The sequence below is a fragment of the Streptomyces sp. NBC_01298 genome, from assembly GCF_035978755.1.
Classification (GTDB): domain Bacteria; phylum Actinomycetota; class Actinomycetes; order Streptomycetales; family Streptomycetaceae; genus Streptomyces.
Genome location: NZ_CP108414.1, coordinates 7,759,176 through 7,780,499 on the forward strand (window position 1 = coordinate 7,759,176; position 21,324 = coordinate 7,780,499).

Annotated in this window: 21 protein-coding genes and 2 pseudogenes; 9 read left to right on the forward strand and 14 right to left on the reverse strand. The window is 72.0% G+C overall.

Annotation, left to right across the window (positions count from 1 at the left end; all coding sequences use genetic code 11):
* The first annotated feature begins 129 nt into the window (after window positions 1-129).
* From OG730_RS35470 to OG730_RS35480, 3 genes are all read left to right on the forward strand, one after another.
* A complete protein-coding gene (locus OG730_RS35470) occupies window positions 130-645 on the forward strand; it encodes a hypothetical protein (RefSeq protein ID WP_327308080.1) in 516 nt (171 codons plus the stop codon).
* A 109-nt stretch (window positions 646-754) separates the two neighbouring features.
* Window positions 755-1,516: a hypothetical protein gene (locus tag OG730_RS35475; RefSeq protein WP_327308081.1), complete on the forward strand. Its 762-nt coding sequence runs from the start codon at window positions 755-757 to the stop codon at window positions 1,514-1,516.
* A gap of 310 nt (window positions 1,517-1,826) precedes the next feature.
* Entirely contained in the window at window positions 1,827-2,417 is a 591-nt protein-coding gene (locus tag OG730_RS35480; protein ID WP_327308082.1) for a hypothetical protein, read from the forward strand.
* 57 nt (window positions 2,418-2,474) lie between these two features.
* Here the strand turns inward: OG730_RS35480 and OG730_RS35485 are convergent, their stop codons facing one another.
* Together OG730_RS35485 and OG730_RS35490 are read right to left on the reverse strand one after the other, a co-directional pair.
* Entirely contained in the window at window positions 2,475-3,350 is an 876-nt protein-coding gene (locus OG730_RS35485; RefSeq protein WP_327308083.1) for an ABC transporter permease, read from the reverse strand.
* Window positions 3,347-4,258: an ABC transporter ATP-binding protein gene (locus OG730_RS35490; protein ID WP_327308084.1), complete on the reverse strand. Its 912-nt coding sequence runs from the start codon at window positions 4,256-4,258 to the stop codon at window positions 3,347-3,349. The genes OG730_RS35485 and OG730_RS35490 overlap by 4 nt, the downstream gene beginning before the upstream one ends.
* Before the next feature lie 133 nt (window positions 4,259-4,391).
* Between OG730_RS35490 and OG730_RS35495 the strand changes: the two genes are divergently transcribed.
* Complete coding sequence (locus tag OG730_RS35495) at window positions 4,392-5,564, forward strand: sensor histidine kinase (RefSeq protein ID WP_327308085.1); 1,173 nt, start codon at window positions 4,392-4,394, stop codon at window positions 5,562-5,564.
* Complete coding sequence (locus tag OG730_RS35500) at window positions 5,561-6,268, forward strand: response regulator (protein WP_327308086.1); 708 nt, start codon at window positions 5,561-5,563, stop codon at window positions 6,266-6,268. Before OG730_RS35495 ends, OG730_RS35500 begins: the two co-directional genes overlap by 4 nt.
* Window positions 6,269-6,280: 12 nt before the next feature.
* Here the strand turns inward: OG730_RS35500 and OG730_RS35505 are convergent.
* The 3 genes and pseudogenes from OG730_RS35505 to OG730_RS35515 form a co-directional block, all read right to left on the reverse strand.
* Window positions 6,281-6,862 (reverse strand): annotated as a pseudogene (locus tag OG730_RS35505) (response regulator); the annotation flags it as partial.
* 186 nt (window positions 6,863-7,048) lie between these two features.
* Entirely contained in the window at window positions 7,049-8,005 is a 957-nt protein-coding gene (locus tag OG730_RS35510; RefSeq protein WP_327308087.1) for a glycoside hydrolase family 16 protein, read from the reverse strand.
* Between the two features lie 266 nt (window positions 8,006-8,271).
* The gene (locus tag OG730_RS35515; protein ID WP_327308088.1) at window positions 8,272-8,979 is read right to left on the reverse strand and encodes a hypothetical protein; all 708 of its coding nucleotides are present in this window, start codon (window positions 8,977-8,979) and stop codon (window positions 8,272-8,274) included.
* 62 nt (window positions 8,980-9,041) lie between these two features.
* Here OG730_RS35515 and OG730_RS35520 point away from each other — a divergent pair, with 62 nt between their 5' ends.
* Window positions 9,042-11,135, forward strand: coding sequence for a bifunctional polysaccharide deacetylase/glycosyltransferase family 2 protein (locus tag OG730_RS35520; protein ID WP_442815232.1), 2,094 nt, complete (start codon window positions 9,042-9,044; stop codon window positions 11,133-11,135).
* Window positions 11,132-12,409, forward strand: coding sequence for an acyltransferase family protein (locus OG730_RS35525; protein WP_327308089.1), 1,278 nt, complete (start codon window positions 11,132-11,134; stop codon window positions 12,407-12,409). The genes OG730_RS35520 and OG730_RS35525 overlap by 4 nt, the downstream gene beginning before the upstream one ends.
* A gap of 68 nt (window positions 12,410-12,477) precedes the next feature.
* Here the strand turns inward: OG730_RS35525 and OG730_RS35530 are convergent, their stop codons facing one another.
* The 4 genes from OG730_RS35530 to OG730_RS35545 all read right to left on the reverse strand — a co-directional run bounded on the left by OG730_RS35530 (window position 12,478) and on the right by OG730_RS35545 (window position 16,596).
* Entirely contained in the window at window positions 12,478-13,080 is a 603-nt protein-coding gene (locus OG730_RS35530) for a TIGR03086 family metal-binding protein (protein ID WP_327308090.1), read from the reverse strand.
* 491 nt (window positions 13,081-13,571) lie between these two features.
* Window positions 13,572-13,733: a hypothetical protein gene (locus tag OG730_RS35535; protein WP_327308091.1), complete on the reverse strand. Its 162-nt coding sequence runs from the start codon at window positions 13,731-13,733 to the stop codon at window positions 13,572-13,574.
* A gap of 194 nt (window positions 13,734-13,927) precedes the next feature.
* A complete protein-coding gene (locus tag OG730_RS35540) occupies window positions 13,928-14,332 on the reverse strand; it encodes an FKBP-type peptidyl-prolyl cis-trans isomerase (protein WP_327308092.1) in 405 nt (134 codons plus the stop codon).
* Window positions 14,333-14,574: 242 nt separating this feature from the next.
* Window positions 14,575-16,596: an ATP-binding cassette domain-containing protein gene (locus tag OG730_RS35545; RefSeq protein ID WP_327308093.1), complete on the reverse strand. Its 2,022-nt coding sequence runs from the start codon at window positions 16,594-16,596 to the stop codon at window positions 14,575-14,577.
* Window positions 16,597-17,177: 581 nt separating this feature from the next.
* Between OG730_RS35545 and OG730_RS35550 the strand changes: the two genes are divergently transcribed.
* Window positions 17,178-17,597 carry a TOBE domain-containing protein gene (locus OG730_RS35550; protein WP_327308094.1) on the forward strand — a complete coding sequence of 140 codons (420 nt, stop codon included), beginning with the start codon at window positions 17,178-17,180 and terminating at the stop codon, window positions 17,595-17,597.
* 131 nt (window positions 17,598-17,728) lie between these two features.
* Here OG730_RS35550 and OG730_RS35555 read toward each other — a convergent pair whose 3' ends face one another.
* Both OG730_RS35555 and OG730_RS35560 read right to left on the reverse strand, forming a co-directional pair.
* Window positions 17,729-18,238: a DUF2199 domain-containing protein gene (locus OG730_RS35555; protein WP_442815133.1), complete on the reverse strand. Its 510-nt coding sequence runs from the start codon at window positions 18,236-18,238 to the stop codon at window positions 17,729-17,731.
* Window positions 18,239-18,491: 253 nt separating this feature from the next.
* A pseudogene (locus tag OG730_RS35560) lies at window positions 18,492-18,868 on the reverse strand (NADPH-dependent F420 reductase); the annotation flags it as partial.
* 76 nt (window positions 18,869-18,944) lie between these two features.
* On the opposite strand from OG730_RS35560, the gene OG730_RS35565 reads away from it, so the two are divergent.
* Window positions 18,945-19,295 carry a winged helix-turn-helix transcriptional regulator gene (locus OG730_RS35565; protein ID WP_327308095.1) on the forward strand — a complete coding sequence of 117 codons (351 nt, stop codon included), beginning with the start codon at window positions 18,945-18,947 and terminating at the stop codon, window positions 19,293-19,295.
* Window positions 19,296-19,357: 62 nt separating this feature from the next.
* Here OG730_RS35565 and OG730_RS35570 read toward each other — a convergent pair whose 3' ends face one another.
* The 3 genes from OG730_RS35570 to OG730_RS35580 form a co-directional block, all read right to left on the reverse strand.
* Window positions 19,358-20,212, reverse strand: coding sequence for an NmrA family NAD(P)-binding protein (locus tag OG730_RS35570; RefSeq protein WP_327308096.1), 855 nt, complete (start codon window positions 20,210-20,212; stop codon window positions 19,358-19,360).
* An 8-nt stretch (window positions 20,213-20,220) separates the two neighbouring features.
* Window positions 20,221-20,682: a hypothetical protein gene (locus tag OG730_RS35575; RefSeq protein ID WP_327308097.1), complete on the reverse strand. Its 462-nt coding sequence runs from the start codon at window positions 20,680-20,682 to the stop codon at window positions 20,221-20,223.
* A gap of 104 nt (window positions 20,683-20,786) precedes the next feature.
* Window positions 20,787-21,308: a MarR family winged helix-turn-helix transcriptional regulator gene (locus OG730_RS35580; protein ID WP_327308098.1), complete on the reverse strand. Its 522-nt coding sequence runs from the start codon at window positions 21,306-21,308 to the stop codon at window positions 20,787-20,789.
* Between the last annotated feature and the right edge of the window lie 16 nt (window positions 21,309-21,324).

Here is a 21,324-nt window from a genome sequence, read left to right on the forward strand (position 1 = left end):
GCTGAGGATGCAATCACGGGAGCCGCGGGAGGCGGCGGCGGCGCGCGACGGAAGACGGACCACGGCCGTACACCTCGCGGCAACGGGGCTGCCGCACGGCGGATTCCGGCCGCCGGATAGGGTCTCGGCATGATCACGGCCCCCGTCGCATCCGGCGCGAAGCGGGCCCGCCGTCCGGCGGGTGCGCTGCGACTGCTGTGGCTGGCCGCCCTGTTGTTCGCGTTCCTCTACACGCACGCCGCCGGAGCGGACAGCGCCTCGGCGCACGTCGCCCGCGGTGCGGTTCCGGTGGCCCACCTGGATGTCATCGGGCTCGGCGGCGCGGGCGCGGGCCTTCACGACGACGCGGCGTCCGGCGGGCACGGCGACGGCGCCGGGCACGATGTCGGCGCCGGGCAGGGCGACGGCACCGGGCACGATGTCGGCACCGGCCGCGATGACGGCGCCGGGCACGGGCATCCCGCCGAGGCGTGCGCCTCCGGTCACCCGCCGCAGGGTGCGGAGCTGCCCGCGCCGCCGCTGGTTCCCCTCGACGGTCTGTCTCCCGCCGTCGGTGCGATGCGGACGGCCTCGTGGGAACGGACCGTTCCGTCCGGCCTTTCCCCCTTGCGCGGTGTCCTCGGCTCGGTGGTGCGCCGGGTATAGATCCGGGCCCTTCGCCCCGATCCGACCCGACCCTCGTCGAAGACCCGGTCCGCCCCCTCGTGGCGGGCCGGGCGATGAGCCGCGCACGCGGCACCAAAGGAACGCGCACGTGACTTCGCCCCATTTCCTCGGCACCCGTACCGCGGGCGCCTCACCCGGCTCTCCCGCCTCGCCCGCCTCTCCCGCCACGGGACGCGCCGCCCGCCGCAAGCGCCACGCCGGCCCGGCGCGGACCCGGTCCCTGGCCGCCCGGTACCTCGGCTACGTCGGCTATTTCGTCGGCGCCGGCCTCATCAGCGGCGCCGTGGTCCACCACCCGCTCGACCCCGACCGCTACACCCGCGTCGCCGCGTACGGCGCCCTCGTCTTCCTCGCCGCGACCGTACTCAACGAGTTCGTGCTCACCAGGGAGCGTCCGGGCCTGCCCCGTCTACTGCTGGTGATGGGTGCCTCGCTGCTGTTGTCCTTCGGCATCGGCATGCTCAGCGGCGGCCTGCAGCACTTCGACGACTTCCCCGCCCGCGGCGCCGTTCTCGTCCCCGCCGGACTCGTCGTCTCCTTCGTCGCCTACGTGATCAAGGACGCGGACACCCCGGCGCGCCGGGTGTTCGGCCTCGTCGGCCTGGCCGTCCTCGTCACCGCGGCCCTCGCCTTCCTCGGCCTGCGGGAACTCGCGGCCTCCATGGAGGGCGCGCCCGCCGGCGGCCACAGCCACGGCGGGGCCGAAGAACCCGCGGCAGACGGCCCCGCCCCCGCCGCCACCCCGGCGAGTCCGGCGGCGCCCGCCCCCGGAGCCTCGCCCACCGCGAAGCCCGCTCCCGCGAAGCCCGCTGCTTCGGGGGCGCCGCACACCGACGGCCACGCCCACTGAGTGACCGGGTGGGGCGGGGCGGGACCACCCGCCCCGCCCCACGCCGTGAGGTCGCCCGGTGAGCGGGCGTCGCACGGTGTGATTCCGGACGCACACCTTCCGCATCCGTCCAAGTGTGTCCGACTGTGTCCGGCTTTGGCCCGCGATCGCATGGCGAGACGGGTTGACGGACGGCCCTGGTGATGACTTAGGTTCGCCTTGCCTAACTCTTATCTTGTTCTTACGGAAGAAATCAGCCATGCGAAGATCGCTCGGGCACCGCAATGTCCTCAGTCGCCGCCCCGCCGCCTACAAGGTGGCGAGCTGACTCATGGCCCTCTCCGTTGACGCGCAGATAGCCGTTCCGGTCGCGCCGGCGCACCGCTCCGAGGGGGAGGGGCGGCAGCCGACCCCGGTATGGGTGCTCGGAGCGCTCGGGGTCTTCAGCACCGCCGCCCTGGCCGGCGCGTGCTGGGTGTCCGGCCATGTCCACGCGGACCCGACGCTCCAGACCACCGCCCGGTTCCTCCACTTGGCCGCCATGGTCGTGGGCCTGGGCGCCGTACTGGCCGTCGACTGGTTCGCCATCCTGTGGCTGCTCGGGCGCCGCCGCCTGGCCGACATCCTGAACACCGCCACCACGCTGCAGGTTCCGATCTGGGGCGGCCTCGCGGGCCTCCTCGTCACGGGTCTCTTCCTGAGCCCGAGCATGGAATCGAAGCTCACCCTCACCAAGATCGCCCTGGTCCTGGCCATCACCCTGAACGGCCTCTACGCGCACTGGCTCGGCCAGCGCCTGGAGCGGTACCGGGACACCGGCGTCCCCGTCCGCTTCCTCGTCCAGTCGGGAGCGGCCGCCACCGTCAGCCAGGCCGGCTGGTGGGGCGCCTGCGTCATCGGATTCCTCAACAGCCAGTCCTGACCGGCGCCCCCGCCGCACGCGGGGTGTGGGGCCCAGGGCGGGCAGGGACGGACCACCTCAGACGTCCCGGCGCCGTACGACCGTCACGGCCGTGATCACCGAGACGAGCGCCCAGCCCGCGAGCGCGATCCAGGAGCCGGTGACCGTCCCCGGGTGGGAACCCAGGGAGGTGGGGGAGTCCGGGTTCAGGGCCAGCCGGGCCTGGGCGGCGAGCGGCAGGTGGTTGCCGATCTCCTTCAGGAACCGGTACCGGTCGCCACCGAAGAGCAGGGGCATCAGGAAGAGCAGGCCCACGACCGCGACGATCGAGGCCGTGGCGTGGCGCAGGACGGCCCCGAACGCCATGCCGGTCAGCGCGCACACCGGGACGACCAGTGCGTAGGCCGCGACGGCCCGCAGGCAGCCGGGGTCGTGGATCGAGAGCCCGACGTGCCGGGAGGACAGCATCGCGTTGACCGTGAAGAACGAGCTCACGGAGACCAGGACGCCGAGCAGGAGCGTGGTCGCGGTGACCAGGACCACCTTGGCCGTGATCACCGCGCGCCGGTCGGGAACGGCGGCGAAGGTGGTGCGGATCATCCCGGTCGCGTATTCGCCGAAGACGGTGATGGCCCCGAACGCGGCCGCGGCCAGGGCCATGACGTCGGCGGCGATGCTGCTCAGGCCGTGGAACAACGGGTCGTACGTGTAGGCGGGTTCGCCGGGAACCAGGGGATGCGGCTGGTCGATGTACGGCAGGTCGGAGTGGACGGCGTTCACGTTGATCGCGATCGCCACGACGGCGCTGAGGGCGAGCACCCAGTAGGTCGACCTGAGCGACCGCATCTTGATCCACTCGGCGGCGAGCAGATCGGTGAAGGCGGCCGACGCGGGCTCGGCCGTCCGCTCGAACGGCCTGGTGCCGGACGGAGCCTGGATGTCCGGTGTGGTCATCGGGGGTCTCCCGCGAGGTATTCGGCGCTGTCGGCGGTGAGGGACAGGAACACCGCCTCCAGGGAGAAGGTGTGCGGGGCCAGTTCGTGCAGCACGATGCGGTGCCGGTGGGCGAGGTCGCCGATCCGGGCCGCGGTCAGTCCGGTGACGCGGACGGCCGGGCCGCCTTCCCGCCGCACCGACCCGCCCTCGCCGACGAGTACGGCCTCCAGGGCCGCCGGGTCGGGGGTGTGGACCGTCACGCCCCGGGAGCCCTGCCGCGCGGAGAACTCCGCCAGGCTCTCGTCGGCGATCAGCCGGCCCCGGCCGATGACGATGATCCGGTCGGCGGTGTGCTCCATCTCGGCCATCATGTGGCTGGAGACGAGGAGGGTGCGGCCCTCGGACGCCAGCCGCCGCAGCAGTCCGCGCACCCACAGCACCCCCTCGGGATCCAGGCCGTTGAGGGGCTCGTCGAACAGCAGCACCGGCGGATCGCCGAGCAGGGCGCCCGCGATGCCGAGGCGCTGCTTCATGCCGAGGGAGAACCCGCCGATCCGGCGGCCCGCCGCCTTTCCCAGCCCGACCTCCCTCAGGACCTCGTCCACGCGGGACAGGGGGATGCGGTTGCCGCGGGCCAGGGCGGACAGGTGGGCCCGTGCGCTCCGTCCGCCGTGTACGTCCTGGGCGTCCAGCAGCGCGCCCACGTGGCGCAGGCCCCGTGGGCGGCGGCCGAAGGGGACCCCGTCCACGGTGACGCCGCCGCCGGTCGGCGCGTTCAGACCCAGGATCATGCGCAGGGTGGTGGACTTGCCCGCGCCGTTGGGGCCGAGGAAGCCCGTCACCCGGCCCGGTTCCACGGTGAAGGTCAGGTCGTCGACGGCGACGGTGTCGCCGTACCGCTTGGTCAGCCGAGTCGATTCGATCACGGGCTCCACGCTGCCGGTACGGGCACCGCCCGCGCATCGGCCCGGGGTTCACACCACCGGGCCCCGCCGGTGGCCCGGGGGATTAGGTCTGCGGGCCAATGCCCCCGCGGACGGGCGCGGTTACGATCGACCGATGACCGCAGCCCCTCGAACACCCCTGCTCAGACGCGTACCACCGGGTGCGTGGGTGGGCGCCTTCTGGGTGACCCTGATCCTCGTGCGGATGCTGCAACGACCGGACGAGCTGCGTCACTTGGTCCAGTACGACGGCAACATCGAGGACGCGCCGCTGCTGGCCACCGCCGTCGTGACCACCCTGGGTGCGCTGCTGCTCTTCCGGGCACCGCTGGCAGCGGTGGCCGTCGCGCTCGCGGGCGCCGTGTTCTCGATCGGGATGGCGGTGCGGGAGACGACCTTCGTCCTGTTCCTGCTGGCCGACGCGGCCGTGGGCTACACCGCCGCGACCCGCTCACGACGCCTCTCCGTGCCCGCCGCCGGGCTCTGCCTCGCCACCCTGGCGGGCTACTCGCTCTGGCGGCTGGCCCGCGGCACCTTCTTCAACGCCTCGGCGCCGGCCGGGCTCGCGTCGACCGTCGCCATCGCCTGGCTGATCGGTAACACGATCCGTCAGGACCGGGCCCACACGGAGACGGTGCGCGCCCAGGCCACCCGCCAGGCGATCACCGCCGAGCGGCTGCGGATCGCCCGGGAACTGCACGACATGGTCGCCCACGCCATCGGCATCATCACCATCCAGGCCGGCGTGGGCAGCCGGGTCATGGACACCCAGCCCGCCGAGACGCGCAAGGCGCTCGAAGCCATCGAGGCCACCGGCCGGGAGACCCTCGCCGGCCTGCGGCGGATGCTCGGCGCGCTGCGCAAGGGCGAGGAGGAGCCGGCGCCGCTGGATCCGCTCCCCGGCCTCGCCGCCCTCGGCCACCTGGTCGGGCGGAGCGCGTCCGCCGGTGTCAGGGTCGATGTCCGCCGGCGGGGGGAGCGGCGCGAACTGCCCCCGGACGTGGACCTGGCGGCCTTCCGCATCGTCCAGGAGGCGGTCACCAACGTGGTGCGGCACTCCGGCACCCGGGAGTGCACGGTGACCGTCGACTACGGCCGGGGCGAGCTGGCCGTCGACGTGGTCGACCGGGGCCGCGGCCGCGGCGCCGACGGGGGCTCCGGATACGGCATCGTCGGCATGCGGGAGCGGGTCGGACTGCTGCACGGCGAGTTCAGCGCCGGGCCGCTGCCGGACGGCGGCTTCCGCGTGGCGGCCCTGTTCCCGATACCGGTGGAGGCGCAACGATGATCCGGGTGGTCCTGGTCGACGACCAGCCGCTGATCCGTACGGGCCTGCGCGTCCTCATCGCCGACACCCCTGACCTGGAGGTGGTCGGCGAGGCCGGGAACGGCGCCGAGGCCGTGGAACTGGTGGCGCGGCTGCGGCCCGACGTCGCCATCATGGACATCCGGATGCCCGGCACCGACGGCATCGAAGCCACCCGCCGGATCCACGCGGAGACCTCGCCGACGGGGGCGACGGGGGAGCCGACCCGCGTCCTGATCCTCACCACCTTCGACGACGACGAGTACGTCTACGGTGCGCTCCGCGCCGGGGCGAGCGGCTTCCTCGTCAAGGACATGCCCCTGGAGTCCATCCTCGACGGTGTCCGGGTCGTCGCCGCCGGGGACGCCCTGATCGCGCCGGGCGTCACGCGCCGTCTCATCGCGGAGTTCGCGGCGCGGCCCGATCCCGGTCCCGATCCCGAACCGGGACCCGCCCCCGCCCCGGCGCGCCGGGCGGCCGTCGGCGGCATCACCGAGCGCGAGCGGGAGGTGCTGACGCTGGTCGGCCGAGGCCTGTCCAACGCGGAGATCGCCGCGGAGCTCACCATCAGCGTGGCCACCGCCAAGGCCCACCTCGCGCGGCTCTTCACCAAACTCGACGCGCGCGACCGGGTCCAACTCGTGATCCTCGCCTACGAGATCGGCCTGGTCGCGCCCCCGGGGTGAGGACCCGGCGCGTCAGACCGACGGCCCGGCGCCCCGGCCCCGTCCCGGGTTCCCCGGCCTCCCCGGTGCGGCCGGGGTGACCAACCCCGTCTCGTACGCCGCGATCACCGCCTGTGCGCGGTCGCGCAGGCGGAGCTTGCCGAGGATCCGGGCGACGTGCGTCTTCGCCGTGGCCTCGCTGACGTGGAAGCGGACGGCCAGTTCGGCGTTGCCGAGGCCGCGGGCCAGGGCTTCGAGGAACTCCAGCTCGCGCGGTGTCAGCGCGGACAGGTCCCGGTGGAGGGGAGCCGTGCGGTCGTCGGCGGAGGCGAAGCGTTCGACCAGCCGGCGGGTGATGGCCGGGGCCAGCAGGGCGTCGCCGGAGCGCACCAGCCGGACCGCGGCCCCCAAGTGCTCGGGGGTGACGTCCTTCAGCAGGAAGCCGCTCGCCCCGGCACTGAGGGCGGCGTACACGTACCGGTCGAGGTCATAGGTGGTGAGGATGACGATCCGGGGCGCCGGGCCCTCGTGCCGCAGGATGCGGCGCGTGGCCTCCAGCCCGTCGGTGCCGGGCATCCGGACGTCCATCGGCACGACGTCGGGCAGGGTGCGCTGCTGCCGGCCGGGTGGGCGGCGCGGACGAGGACGGCGCAGGCTCTGCGGGCGGAGTGAGGCGGGGCGCGGCACCACCGGGTGGGACCTTGGCCGAAATCTGTCGGTCAGACAGGAGCGGTGCGGCCCCGCCGGCTTGGACGGAAGTCCGGGACGGCGGGGTCTTTCCGTTGGCGGAGGAACCGAGGATCAGGACTTCGGCACGGTGTTGATGAAGCTGGTTCCGGCGCTGTAGAAGCCGGCGACGGTCTTCTGGACATCCGCGTGGGAAACGGCCTCACCGGCCTTGTAGTAGAACCAGTTGACCTTCATGTTCCACGTGCGTGAACCGCCGGTGAAGGGGAGGTCGATGAACCAGTTGCTGAAATGCATGTCCATCTTTTCGCGCGGGACGTATTTGCCGGAACTGGTGAACAGGTTCTTGCCGTCCAGTGAATAGGTCACTTTCCCGTCCATGAAAGTGACCATCATGATGTGCCAGCCCTCCAGGCGCTGCTTCTTCAGCGCGTGGGTGACCCGGTCCGGCGGGTCGGCCTTGAACCAGCTCGTGGTGTCGAGCTGTGGTCCCGGGGCGCCCCAGCCGCCGTTCGGCAGGTACTCGTAGTCGAGTTCGCTGTAGTTCGCCGAGGAGTCCGCGGCCGATATCGGGAAGAAGGTCTCGACGACGTGGTCGCCGCCCCGGCCGGCGGCGGGCTCGTCGCTCAGATAGACCCTGGCGGCGAATGTTCCCGTGAAGAGCGGGGTGCCGGTGGTCTGCACCTCGACCTGCCGCGTTCCCTGCTTGGTGCCGTCGGTGGAGGACTGCAGCTGCAGGACCCTGCCCCCCTGGGCGGTCGAGTCGGAGGGGAAGCTCGCACCGGCGGCGGACCAGGTGTCCTTGATCCCCGGGCCGCCGCCACCGGTACGGACCTCCCAGCCGTGCTCGCCGAGCGAGGGGTCGTCGGGGCCGCTGTACCGGAAGTCGTCGAACAGGGTTCCCGGCGGTCCGGACGGCGTCGGCGAGGCGCTGGGGGTGCGTGCGCCGGATCCGGCGGCGGATCCGGCGAGGGTGCCACCACCGGAGCACGCGGCGAGTGCGCACAGGAGGACGGGCAGCGTGAGCGCGGTCCACGCGCGGCGACGAGGGGTGCGGCGGGGCTGACTCACACGGGCTCCTTGGGGCGTACGACAGATCAGCGGATCAGTGGCTGATCGCACGAGAGGGTCATCCTAAGGTTCGCGGCGGCCCCTGTTTCCCCGGCCGTATACGTGCTGATGATTGTCGGGCAACCGCGCATGCGGGCCTACTTGTCAGTACCGCCAATTGGTATTCCAATCCGATTACGGCACCGGAGCAGAACGCTCCAAAACCGCACATCGGGCCCAAGTCGGTTTGGCCCGGTGCACTAGCGTTCGCCCTGCCATCCAACGGTCTACGTACCCTGCAATGAAAGGCCCCGCAAGGTGCGCTCAGTCAACGGTTCCCCTGATCGCGGATCGGCGTACCCCACGCAGCTTGAAATGTCCGAATTGGACGTCGAGGAGCCCGCTCCGGCGCCGGTCTTCGTCGACCAGTCGGGTCTGCGCGGCCGGCTGCTGCGGGGCCTCGGCTGGCCGGTTTCGGTCGTCGGCGCGGTCCTGGCGGTCGCCATGGGCAGCAGCCTGATCGGCATACAGGCGGACGCCCCGGCGATGGGGATCCCCGCACAGCCCTCGCGGCAACCCGCGGCACCGCCCTCGGCCGTACCGCCCCCGTCCCCCGGCTCGTCGTCGGTGCCGTCGGCGTCGTCGGCGTCGCCCGGGCCGTCCTCGCCGCGGCCGGCCTCACCGTCCGCGACTCCCCGGCCGAAGCCCTCGGCCACGCCGTCGAAGCCGGTGGTCACCCCACCGAAGCCGTCGGCCGCCCCGTCGAAGTCCGCGCCCGCCAAACCGAAACCCCCGGCGGCCAAGCCGAAGCCCACGGCCACCGGCCCGAAGCCCATGGCCACCACGCCGGACGCCCCGGCCACCGCGCCGCCGCCCGGGTCGAGCCCTTCGGGCCGCCCGGTCAACACCCCCTGAGCTTCACCCTGAGCTCCACCCTGAGCTTGACCCTGATCTTCTGCCTGATCTTCCGCACCACCCATCTCCAGGAGCGTCATTGTCCCGCCATCAGCGCCGCCGGCAGTCCCTGCTCAGGCCGCGCCGACTGGCCGCGCCGCCGCTGCGCTTCTTCATGCCGCTGTCGCTGCTGGCGTGCCTGCTCGCGCTTCTCGTCCTGCGCGGCCTCGCCACCAACGAGGCCTTCCACGACGACCGGATCGCGATCTCGGTCGACAAGACGACCGTGCCGAACGACCTGCTCAAGGGTGGTCCGGTCATCGACGCGCGCGGCAGCAAGAACGAGAAGCCCGTGAGCTATCACATCCCCGACCGCACCGCGGTCCTGAGCTTCGACGACGGCCCCTCGCCGCAGTGGACTCCGAAGATCCTGGACGTGCTCGCGGACCGGGATGTCCGCGCGGACTTCTTCGTGACCGGCGCCATGACCACCCGCAACCCGGAGCTGATCCGGCAGATCGTCGCGGGCGGCCACGAGCTCGGCGTGCACACCTTCACCCACCCCGACCTGGTGTACCAGTCCAAGACCCGGATCAGCTGGGAGCTGGCGCAGACCCAGCTCGCGCTGGCCGGCGTCGCGGGCGTGCACAGCGCGCTGTTCCGCCCGCCGTACTCCTCCGACGCCACGGCGATGGACGACTGGAACTACCCGGTGATCAAGTACGTCGGCGCACGCGGCTACCTCACCGCGTTCATCGACCGGGACACCGACGACTGGAAGCGTCCCGGAGTCGAGGAGATCGTCAAGGCGGCGATGCCGGCCAAGCCCGGCGCGGGCGCGCTGATCCTGCTGCACGACGCGGGTGGCGACCGTACCCAGACCATCGCCGCGCTCGAGCAGATCATCGACAAGCTGAAGGCCCAGGGCTACCGCTTCACCACCATCTCCGACGCGCTCGGCGCCTCCAGCGCCACCGTGCCGGTGACCGGGTACCAGCTGTGGGCGGGCAAGGGCTACATCTGGGCCACCCAGTTCGCCGTGCACACCCTGCCGGTGCTGGTCGGGCTGCTGGCCCTCGTCGGCTTCCTCAACTTCGGCCGGTTCGGCCTGATGCTCGTGCTCGCACCGCTCCACGCCCGCCGCGCCAAGAAGCGCGACGCCTGGGGACCGCCCGTCACCGGGATGGTCACCGTGCTGGTCCCGGCGTACAACGAGCGCGAGTGCATAGCCAACACCCTCAACTCCCTGGCCGTCAGCGATCATCCGATCGAGGTGATCGTCATCGACGACGGCTCCTCGGACGGCACCGCGGACATCGTCGAGGCGATGAACCTGCCGTTCGTCCGCCTGATCCGCCAGGCCAACGGCGGCAAGTCCAGCGCCCTCAACACCGGTATCGCGGCCGCCTCGCACGAGATCATCGTGATGATGGACGGGGACACCGTCTTCGAACCGTCCACCGTGCGCGAGCTGGTCCAGCCCTTCGGCGACGAGGCGATCGGCGCGGTCGCGGGCAACGCCAAGGTCGGCAACCGCGACAGCCTGATCGGCGCCTGGCAGCACATCGAGTACGTCCTCGGCCACAACCTGGACCGCCGGATGTACGACATGCTGAACGTCATCCAGACCATCCCCGGCGCCGTCGGCGCCTTCCGCAAGGAGGCCCTGCGGCGGGTCGGCGGGATGAGCGAGGACACCCTCGCCGAGGACACCGACATCACCATCGCGGTGCTCTGCGACGGCTGGCGGATCGTCTACGCCGAGCACGCCCGCGCCTGGACCGAGGCACCCGTCAGCCTCCAGCAGCTCTGGTCCCAGCGGTACCGCTGGAGCTACGGCAGCATGCAGGCGATGTGGAAGCACCGCCACGCGGTGACCTCCAGCGGCCCGGGCAAGCGCTTCGGCCGGGTCGGGCTGCCGCTCGTCGTGCTGTTCGGCGTGGTCGCCCCGCTGCTGGCGCCGCTGGTCGACATGTTCCTGCTGTACGGCGTGTTCTTCGGGGACGCGGGCATCACCCTCGCCAGCTGGGGCGGCTTCATCCTGCTCCAGGCCGCACTGTCCTGGTACGCCTTCCACCTGGACGGCGAGAAGCCCTGGTACCTGATCAGCCTGCCGATCCAGCAACTGGTCTACCGGCAGCTGATGTACATCGTCCTGCTGCAGTCCGCGATCACGGCGATGACCGGTGGCCGCCTGCGCTGGCAGAAGCTCCGGCGCACCGGTGAGGTCGCCGTACCCGTGGAGGTCCGACCGTGAGCGCGTACACCGAGCCCGGGCGCATCCGGGACACGGTCCAGCTGAGGGTCCTCACCCTTCCGCTCCAGGGGCCGGGTGCGGATCCGGTCCCGGATCCCGATCCGGATGTCACCGCGGATCCGGCCCCGCGCAAGGGCGGCCGGGACCGATACCTCGACCTGCTGCGCGCGCTGGCCCTCGTGCGCGTGATCTTCTACCACAACTTCGGCTGGTTCTGGCTGCCGCTCCTCTTTCCGTCGATGGGCGTGATGTTCGCGCTGGCCGGCTCGCTGATGGCCCGCTCGCTCAGCCGTCCCGCCCTCGGCGTGATCCGCGGCCGACTCCGCCGCCTGCTCCCGCCGATGTGGCTGTTCGGCGCGGTCCTGATCACCCTCCAGTTCCTCGACGGCTGGGGCCCCGACTCCGACGGCCACCCCACCTGGTGGTGGGCCAAGATGGCGTTCTGGATCCTGCCGCTGAGCACTCCGCCGTACGCGGAATCCCTGCCCGGTCTCGGGCTGACGGAGGGCGGCTGGGCCCTGCAGATCACCGTCCCGCTCTGGTACCTCCGGGCGTACCTGTGGTACGTGCTGCTCTCCCCGCTGATGCTCCGGGCGCTGCGAAGGCTTCCGTGGGTGACCCTGTTCAGCCCCCTGGCGGTGCTGATCGTCATGAACTCGTTCCTCGCCGACCAGGAGTTCGTCTACGGCCGGGTCTGGGAGACCGCCAACGACTTCGCCATGTTCGGCTCCTGCTGGATCCTGGGCATGGCCCATCAGGAGGGGCTGCTCAAGAGGATCCCGCAGTACGTCCTGCCGTCCATCGCGCCGCTGGTCATGGTGGCCGGCCTCTGGTACCTGCAGACCCGGCCGGTCGACCCGACCGTGCCGACCGACATCGAGGCCTGGCCGATCGCCCAGGCCCTGTGGTCCCTGGGCTTCGTCGCCATCCTGCTCCACGTCAGCCCGTCCTGGGACCAGTGGCCCAGAGTGCTGGAGCGCTGGAACGGCTTGGTGAGCCTGCTCAACTCGCGCGCGGTCAGCGTCTACCTGTGGCACCAGGTGGCCCTGGTGGCCGCGATCCCGCTGATCGACCCGCTCTGGAGCGTCCCCTTCTTCTACGACAACCTCCAGTGGCTGCTGTCCAGCCAGTGGTTCACGCTGCTGGTGGCGATACCGCTGGTCGGTCTGCTGGTACTGACCTTCGGCTGGGTCGAGGACGTGGCCGCCCGACGCTCGCCCCGGCTCCTGCCGTACCCGCGCCGCCAGCGGGGCAAGCGCCGGTCCGCCGACTGACGGGGGCCGCCGGGGCGGCCCCCGTCGCCGGACGCGTCACCCGGCCACCCCGTCACCCCGTCAACCCGTCACCCCGTACCGCCCGGCCGGCGGTCCGGATCACGCCCGCTCAGCCCGACCGCCCGGTCGAGCAGCGGGGCGCCGTCCGGTACGGGGACGACGGGCCCGAAGATGCCCCCGCCGCCACCCTCTTCCTCCACCGTCGCCCGGAGGAACGCGTACGAGCTGTTCAGCGCGGCCTGATCGGGCGCGTACTCCTGGCCGGTGGCCCGCGCCAGGTCCCAGCCGTGGATGACCAGTTCGTTGACGGCCACCCGACCCGCGATCTCGCCCGGCAGGTCCACGCCGCCCGCACGGGTCATGCCGGTCCAGGCGTCCGGATCCCTCCAGGCCTCCGCCAACTCGCCGAGCACCCGGGGCAGTTCCTCCCGCCAGCCGGCGGGCAGGGCGGGTACGGCCGTGCCGGGGGCCGTGTCCGTCGTGGGGCCCAGGTCCTTGCGGCCGGCGTCACGGAAGGCGACGGCCAGCCCCGTGACGTGGCCCAGCAGGTCGCGGACCGCGTAGTCGGGGCAGGGCGTCGGGCCGGTGAGCAGGGCGTCCGGGACGCTCGTAGCGAGCCGGGCCACGATCCGGCACTGCGGTCCGAGGTCGAGCATCGTCGTATCGGTCATCTGCCGCTCCTTCGGGGCACGGGGCCAACGGTCAGGGGGGAAGGGTGAAGGGCCAGGGGTTCAGGGGCAGCTGATGCGGCTGTCGCCGGTCGGTGGTGCAGGTGTCGGATCCCATGCCCCCGTCGGCGGTGTCGTTGCCGGGCGACGTCCAGCCCCTCGGCGTAGTCCCACGGCCCGCCGTCGTCGGGGAAGTACGTCTGCACCTTGCCGGAGCCGGCGAAGGCCGGGTCCAGGTCCCCCGGAGCCGCCACCACCCTGCCCGCCCGCCCTCCGGGCCGGCCGGGGCGGAGGCGCTCTTCAGCTGGTCTGGGGTGGGAGCGGGTCATGGGCGTACGGACCTCCGGGTCGCGCCGGTGCGAACGAGCAGGCAGCAGCTTCGTCCCGCCCGCGCGCGGTCCGCCCGAGGCGCGGTCCGCACTAAGCCCTCTGAGCGCGGGGATCCACCCCTGCGGGCGAACGGACGGGGGCCGCCCTCAGGGCCTGCGCACCCGCTACCCGCTGACCTGAACGTCGTCGCAGGGCGGGGGCGTCGGTGCCACGGCCCGCTGCGCGTCCCTCCAGTGAGCGGCCTCCCCGTCGACGCCGCGCTTCGCGGGTGCCGCGTAGCCGACCCACGGCCCCCGGCCCTCGTTGTCCATGGTCTCGATGCCCACCACGTACCGCCGGCCCGGCAGGGCGCCCCCTAGGCCGTCTCTTTCGGATCTTGTCGGGCCCGCGACGCCTGGTGCCGTGCCTGGCCGCACTGCCGAGGCGACCACGTACGCCCAGTGCGCGAGCGCCCCGACAGCACGCCCAGGCCCGGCACCAGACGCCGCGGACTCGGCCGACAAGATCCGAAAGAGACGACCTAGCCCTTGCTCCACCCGGTGGTGCCGGAATAGCAGTCCAGCAGGTCCACCACGAAGACCAGGGTCGAGCCCGCCGGGATCAACCGGGAGGGCGACTGGTTGCCGTAGCCGAGACGCGGGGGAACGATGATCTCGCGTCGACCGCCGACCCTCATCCCCTTCACTCCGCGGTCCCAGCCCTTGATGACCCGGCCGCCGCCCAGGGCGAACTTGAACGGCTCACCCCGGTCCCAGGAGGCATCGAACTCCTTGCCGGACTCGAAGGTCACCCCGACGTAGTGGACCCTGACCACCATGCCCGACTTGACCTCGGGCCCGTCCCCGACGACCAGGTCCCGCATGGTCAGCTCGGCGGGAGCGGCACCCTCCGGAACCTCGACCTCGGGCTTCGTCAGCTCATTCATCGCAGCCTCACACTCTTCAACGGAAGCCCCGCACGGGCCGGCCCGCACACAGGGACACATGGACACCCATGCGGCAGCTGTCCACGCTACCGACATCGCCGACACCAGGAGCACACGGGCGCGGTGGGCGCGGGGCCGTGTGCGGCGGACGCGCGGCCGGGTGGACCGGGAGGAGGAGGGTCCGGCCCGGCAGTACGCCACCATCGGCTCCGGCAGCCCGCCCTCCGGCTCCGGCATCCGCGTCACGACACCTCCTCCACGCCGGCCGTGGCGGATTCCCCGCGCGGGCCGGGCAGGGTGTCGGCGAACGCGGATGCCTGGATCCGGTACGCGGTCCGGAAGTCCCCCGTGCCCGTACCGGCGTTCTCGTCCATGAGCTCGGAAAAGGTCCCGGACTCCGCGAGTCGTCCGTCCTTCATGACGTGGATGACGTCCGCGTGCCGTACGGAGTGCAGCCGGTGGGTGATCAGTACGACGGTCTGGCCGGCCGCGGCCAGGGCCCGGATCTGGTCGAAGACGCGTTGTTCGGCGACGGCGTCGAGGGCGCTCGTCGGCTCGTCGACCACCAGGATCTGAGCGCGTTTGTACCAGGCACGGGCGATCCCGACCATCTGCCACTCGCCGCCGGAGGCTTCCTGGCCACCCCTGTAGCCGCGCCCGAGGAGAGTGGAGAGTTCGCGGCGCAGGCCGGCGATGAACCGGTCGGCGCCGGAGAACGCCGCGGCCTCCCGCACCGCCCCGTCGTCGATCGGCGGGGTCGGGTTTCCGATGCCGATGTTGACGCGGACGGTGAAGGGCCACCGGAAGAAGGACTGCGACATGAGCCCGACGCGGGCGAAGATCTGGCCGCGGTCGGCGGCGGCGGCGTCCACGTCGTCCCACCAGACCGTCCCGCCGCCCGGATCGGGCTGGTGGAGGCCGGCCAGGAGCTTGACGACCGTGGACTTGCCGGAGCCGTTCTCCCCGACCAGGGCGACGACCTTGCCCATGGGGAAGGCCATCGACACCTCCCGCAGGGTGGGCTCGGGCACCTCGCCCCCGCTGCCGGGATAGGTGAACGTGACCTTCTCGAAGCGGACTTCCCGCACCCGCTCGGGCAGGTCCACGCCGCTCTCGGGGATGGCCCTCGCCTTCGCCTCCGTGCACAGCCGCTCGAAGTCGGCGACGAACAGGGACTCCTGGTGCAGGTCGGCCATCTGCAGCACGAGACCGTCCAGGCTGGAGGACCCGGTGCGGATGGCCAGGACCGCCGTGCCCGCGACCGCGAGGTCCATCCGCCCGCTCCACAGCAGCAGCCCCAGCGCCCCGTACGTGAGCAGGGTGGCGACGCCGGACGCGCCGTCGGCGATCAGACCGATCTTCGCCGCGTTGCGGGCCAGCCGGGTCTGCTCGCGCTCGCTCGTCTCGGCCATCTCCCGGAAGTGACCGAGGAGGAAGGGCCCGACCTCGTGGACGCGGACCTCGGCGGCCGCCTCCCGCTGGGTCAGCAACTGCCCCAGGAGGTGTCCGGCCCGCGCGTGCTGGACGAAGGCGTGGAAAGAGAGGTAGCGCTGCCGGGAGATCGTCAGGGACCGCCACCCGCTCGGCAGGGTCATCAGCACGAGCAGGGGGAGGAGTCCGATGTGCAGCACGGTGAGCACGCCGGCCGCGGCGACCAGGGAGATGCCGGAGTTCAACGTGTTGGTGCAGTACCGGATCATGCGCCGGGCGGAGTCGGCCCCGTAGCGGGCGGCGTCCAGCAGCCGGTGGAACTCGTCGTCCTCGATCGCCGCGAGCTCCACCCGGTGCACCAGCCCCAGGTACTGCTCGGTGGCGACCCGCTGCACCTTCGGCTCCAGCTCACCGGTGGCGGCCGTGGACGCGGACCGCAGCAGCGAACCGAGCAACGCGGTGACGGCGACGACCGCCAGTGCCGGGAACGCGCTGGTCAGCCGCTCCTTCGTCCCACCCCCGGCGAGGATGTGCCCCAGGACGGCGTTGACCGCGACCAGCCCGGCCGCCTGCGCGATGCCGCGCCCCACCTCGGCGCCGAGTACGACGCGCAGGGCGCGCGCGTCGGCGAGGTGCGCGAGCCGCAGCCCCGTCCCGATCATCCGGGGTAAGCCCTTGGCCATGGCCCAGAGCCCCAGCTTGAGCCAGGCACCCTCGTGCTGGTCCCAGCCCACGTCGTAGGCGAGCTCCCCGCCGAACAGGAGCCGCTCGGAGTCCGACACCGAGACGGCCGCGGGCGTCTCCTGCGCTGCCTGCTCCTCGGACCGGGTCATTCCCCCCACCCCCCATCCGGTCGTGCGGTGCGGCGGACCCGGCTGACGGCGTCAAGCCGATGCCCGGAGGACGGCCGGGGGCGGCATTCGCTCTCGCGCTGTTCGATTGCGGGCCGGGTGAGCCGGGTGAGTCGAGGGGCGGGGCTGGGATGCACGGGATCCTCCGGATGGGGGAGTCAGGGGTACGTATGCTCCAAGAACGGCCCGGATTGCGGCTCGTAACGGTCGATCCGGGGGCAGACCGTGAACGGATGTTCCAGTCTGGCCGGTCGGTCAAGTGCCGCCCGGGCAGCGGGCACCGGTGATTGTTCGACCGGGCGGGCCACCCTTTCGAGGTATTGCCGCCGAGCAGGTGTCGTCGGGCGCCGGGGCCTGGGGTGGCGCTGCCGCCGAAGTGGCCGATGGGCTTCGCTTCGCCCCCTGCCGGGCGCTGAAGGGCGCGCAGGGCGTGGAGGGCGACGAGCGGCTGCTGCGTGGCCGACACCTTGGTCCGCCCCGGTGTCGACTGCTGCGGATAGCGTGATCGTCAGGGCGGCCGACAGGTCGCTTTCCCCACCGATTCAGAGCGAGGCGTCGACCCCATGAGCCTGAGCATCCGCAACCAGTTCCCCGGCACCATCACCTCCGTCACGGCCGGCGAGGCCATGTCCACGGTGAAGGTCCGCCTGGCCGGCGGGCAGGACATCACCGCCGCGATCACCACCGACGCCGTCAAGGAACTCGGCTTCGCCGAGGGCGCCGCCGTCAAGGCGCTCGTGAAGTCCACCGAGGTCTCCCTCGCCACCGGCCCGGTCGAGGGCATCTCCATCCGCAACCAGATCGCGGGCACCGTCACCGAGGTCGCGACCGGTGGCGCCATGGGCTCCGTCAAGGTGTCCGTCGAAGGTGGCGAACTGACCGCCGCCATCACCAAGGACGCCGTCGAGGCCCTCGGCCTGGCCGCCGGCTCCTCAGTCGTCGCGCTGATCAAGTCGACCGAGATCTCCCTCGCCACCGCCTGATCGCCCCCGCCACGCCCGAGGGCCCCTAGAAACCGCCGCCGGTGCGGGGCCCTCGGGCGTCCGCGTCCGCCGCGGCGGTGTCCGACGCCGCAGGGAACGCCGGCGCCGCACGCCACGGCCGACGCGGCCCGTCAGGCCGGATGCAGTACGGCCATGGCGATCTCGCGTACGCGGTCCCGCGTGATTCCGGTGCGCTGTTCGACGGCGAGCGGGTGGTCGGTGGGCTCCAACTGGATGAGGGGCCTCTTGCCGACCGGCCGGGTGTGGGCGTTGGTCTTCAGGTCGGTGGTGCTCTCGGAGTAGAGCGCGAGTTCGGTGCTGAGCCAGCCGAAGTACGGCTTCTCCGCTTCACGCCCCTCGGTGTTCCACACGTCGAGGGCGCGGTCGAAGTTGTCCCTGCTCAGAGAGACCCAGACGCCCCACGAGAAGACGTCCTCGCTCCCGATCACAGGTATCTCGATCAGGCCCCGGACGAAGAAGTGCTGTCCCTTGATCACGCACTGGTCGGACGACAGCGTGCTGTTCGGATCACTCTCGAAGGCGGGATCCCATACGTCAGGGGCCATGGCCGAGTAGCTCATGGGGAGCTCGGCGTGGTGATCGCCGCAGCATGAGCACGTGAAACCGAGACTGTTAGGCATGGCGCGAGCCTAGCGACCACCTGGACACGTGCGGCCCCCGGGCCGTTCTACAGCCGTGGGCGCCGGTGATCGGGGGAGCGTCCACGTGCGTCCACGTCGGTCAACCAGCGCCCCTACGCCCAGGCAGGCCGCACCTGACCGTCCGATGGGCTGTCACGCGCGGACGGACGGGGCGGGCGTCTCGGCGAGCGTTCCGTCACGCGATGCCCGGTACGGCTCACCCTCTCCGTACTCGGGCCCGTCGCAAAGGCCGGTTGAAGGCCTTGACGACGTGCGCACCCGGTGCCGCCGCGGCAAGCCGGCCCGCCGCCGAGGGGCCGCCTTCCGTCAGCAGCCGGAAGCCGGGTCCGACTGGATTGGCGCAGTCGAGCAGGACCTTCCCGCTCAGCGCCGCCCGGAGGTCCGCGACGACGGCCGCCCCCGCTTCGTACGGCAGCGCGGCCAGCACCACCTCACCGAAGCGTGCCGCCGCGTGCGGACTCCCGTGCCCGCACCGCCCCCGACGCGTCCCGCGAGCCCTCGGGCCTTCGGCTCGTCCCGGCCCCCTATGAACACCTCGTGCCCGGCCCGCACCCAGTGCGTGGCCAGTGCGTCTGCCATGTTCCCCGTCCCCAGCACACCGATCCTCATGGATCCACCCCTCTCCGTGCTTGCTTCGACCGCTTCCGGGACGACAGTAGGAAACCCGTCAGGCACCATGTGGTAAGTGACGACCGACGCCCACCTCGCCGACTGCCGCGCCCGCCTCGCCTTCGACCTTCTCTCCAACACCTGGAACGCCGTCCTGCTCTGGGTCCTGCGGGACGGTCCCATGCGTCCCGGCGAACTCCGCGAGCGCATCGGCGGCATCAGCCCCAAGGTCCTGACCGAGACGCTGCGGCGGCTGGGGTTCAGCGGTCTGGTGGAACGACACGCCTTTGCCGAGGCTCCGCCCCGTGTCGAGTACGAACTCACCGCCCTGGGAAGGACGTTGCTCGGCCCGATCGGCGCATTCGGTGTCTGGGCCTTCGAGTACGGCGATGAGGTCATGGCTGCTCAAGACCGAAACGGTGGGTGAGTTCCGGACCGCGACGCGCGACGGGACGGTGACGGTCCCGTCAGGGGACGGTGGAGCCGCTCTCAGCGGAACGTGTCGGCGTGTTCCGTCAGGAACGCCTCCAGCCCGCGCGGGGCGCGCCCCAGCAGCCGGGCGACGGCGTCGGTGGGCCGCTCCGGTCGGGTGAGCGCGAGCTGTTGGATCTCGACGATGTGGGCGGCCAGCCAGTCCGGCAGCCCTCGTGTCGTGCTCAGTTGTGCGCGGAACTGCTCCGGCGGCAGGTCGAGGTAGCGCACGGGCTGCCCCCGCAGCCGGGTCAGCAGCGTGGCGAGACGGTCGAAGGAGCAGGTCTCGGCGCCGGTCAAGGCGTACGTGTGGCCCGCCAGTTCGGGTCGGGTGAGGACGGCCCTGGCCACCTCGCCGATGTCCCGGCAGTCGACGTAATTGCAGGGAGCCCGGCCCATCGCCCCCACCAGCAGGCCGCCGTGGACCACGCCCGGCCCGAGCATCAGGAGGTTCTGCATGAACGCGTAGGGGCGCAGGACGGTGGCGGTGATGCCGGCCGTCCGCAGCCGGGACTCGACGGCGTGGTGGCCGCGGGCTATCGCGACCGGGGAGTCCGGCTCGGCGGCAGGGGAAGAGATCTTGACGATGTGTTCGATGCCGACGTCCAGGGCGGCCTCGATGGCCGCGAGCTCGAACTCGACCTGCCGCGGGCCGTTCTCCATGGTAAGGAAGAGTTGGCGGCCGCCACTGAACGCGGTCCGCAGCGAAACGGGGTCGGCCGCGTCGGCGTACCGGAATGCGGTGGACGGCCCGGCACCGGAGCCGAGGAGGGTTTGCAGCCGGCGCGGGTCGCGGCTGAGGGCCCGGCAGGGCGCCGAGCCGTCGGCCAGGCTGCGGACGAGTGCGCCGCCGGTCGATCCGGTTGCTCCCATGACGATGATCATCGGTTTCCCTTCGAGGGGCGAGTGGTGAACCGGGCGCGCCAGCGCCAGCCCACGATCGTGGCGGCCAGCGCCGCGGAGAGCGGCAGGTCGAGCGAGAGGCGGTCGAGCGCCGCCCCGTGGAGCGGCCCGAGGCCTTCGGGCCGCGCGTGCTGGACGGCGTAGGCGAGGGCGAAGGCGAGAGCGGCCGTGAGGGCGGCCCCCGTCAGGGACAGTGCGGCGCGGCGCGCCCGTCCGGCCGGGCGTCGGCTGCCGAAGAGCTGCAGCCACGCGCCGATCAGGGCGGCGACCACGGCGGAGGTTCCGGCGATCGAGGTGCCGGCGGCCCACAGGAGCCGGCTGTTCCCGCCGATGAGCGCGCCCGCCCCCGCCGACACCGCGGGTGCGACGTAGGCCGTCGCGACCTCGCGCCAGAGGACGAACGGTCTTGGATCGACTGTCTGTTGGTCCATCTTGGTCATGCGGTCCTCGCGTAGCTAGGAGAGTCAGATAATTAGCTGGCTAACTACATGGGCTGAAAAAGGCCCCCGCCGCTAGGCGGGGGAGTGTGCTACCCGTATGGCCCCTACTCCTCGACCAGTGCGCCGATGCCCTGCGCGATCCGGTCCAGCAGCTCCAGGAACGTGCCGAGCTCGGCCTCGGTGAGTCCGCCGACCATCGACTCCAGTCGCCGGAAGTGCTCCGGCGCCATGTCCCGCAGGCGCTGTGCGCCGCGAGCCGTCAACACCACGACCGTTGCCCGACCGTCCTCCCGGGAGGAACGGCGGGCCACCAGGCCTTCCCGTTCCAGCCCGTCCACCAGCCCCGTGACCGTGGCCCGCGATACGCCGAGCCCGGCCGCCAGCTGTGAGGGCGACTTCTCGCCCCCGCAGTCCTCGAGGTCGGCCAGGAGCCGGTAACGGCCCGTGGAGAGGCCGAACCTGCCGAAGTGCACCTCGGTCGCCTGGCCGAGCCGGGCGCCGGTCGCCATCAGCCGGACGGCGACCAGAACGGCCTGCGGGTCCGCGGTCAGCCCGTAACTCCGGATCTGGCGGGCGGCCTGATCCAGCGTCGGCTGGGCTTGGTGATGATCGGCGTCCTGGGGCATGGAAGTAATATGGCAC

Excerpts from the sequence above, each read along its gene's own strand:
- OG730_RS35540 (WP_327308092.1), bottom strand. The coding sequence starts at position 14,332 with ATGAATGAGCTGACGAAGCCCGAGGTCGAGGTTCCGGAGGGTGCCGCT.
- OG730_RS35470 (WP_327308080.1), top strand. The coding sequence starts at position 130 with ATGATCACGGCCCCCGTCGCATCCGGCGCGAAGCGGGCCCGCCGTCCG.
- OG730_RS35530 (WP_327308090.1), bottom strand. The coding sequence starts at position 13,080 with ATGACCGATACGACGATGCTCGACCTCGGACCGCAGTGCCGGATCGTG.
- OG730_RS35500 (WP_327308086.1), top strand. The coding sequence starts at position 5,561 with ATGATCCGGGTGGTCCTGGTCGACGACCAGCCGCTGATCCGTACGGGC.
- OG730_RS35545 (WP_327308093.1), bottom strand. The coding sequence starts at position 16,596 with ATGACCCGGTCCGAGGAGCAGGCAGCGCAGGAGACGCCCGCGGCCGTC.
- OG730_RS35495 (WP_327308085.1), top strand. The coding sequence starts at position 4,392 with ATGACCGCAGCCCCTCGAACACCCCTGCTCAGACGCGTACCACCGGGT.
- OG730_RS35480 (WP_327308082.1), top strand. The coding sequence starts at position 1,827 with ATGGCCCTCTCCGTTGACGCGCAGATAGCCGTTCCGGTCGCGCCGGCG.
- OG730_RS35575 (WP_327308097.1), bottom strand. The coding sequence starts at position 20,682 with ATGACCAAGATGGACCAACAGACAGTCGATCCAAGACCGTTCGTCCTC.
- OG730_RS35580 (WP_327308098.1), bottom strand. The coding sequence starts at position 21,308 with ATGCCCCAGGACGCCGATCATCACCAAGCCCAGCCGACGCTGGATCAG.
- OG730_RS35555 (WP_442815133.1), bottom strand. The coding sequence starts at position 18,238 with ATGCCTAACAGTCTCGGTTTCACGTGCTCATGCTGCGGCGATCACCAC.
- OG730_RS35485 (WP_327308083.1), bottom strand. The coding sequence starts at position 3,350 with ATGACCACACCGGACATCCAGGCTCCGTCCGGCACCAGGCCGTTCGAG.
- OG730_RS35570 (WP_327308096.1), bottom strand. The coding sequence starts at position 20,212 with ATGGGAGCAACCGGATCGACCGGCGGCGCACTCGTCCGCAGCCTGGCC.
- OG730_RS35550 (WP_327308094.1), top strand. The coding sequence starts at position 17,178 with ATGAGCCTGAGCATCCGCAACCAGTTCCCCGGCACCATCACCTCCGTC.
- OG730_RS35515 (WP_327308088.1), bottom strand. The coding sequence starts at position 8,979 with ATGACGCTCCTGGAGATGGGTGGTGCGGAAGATCAGGCAGAAGATCAG.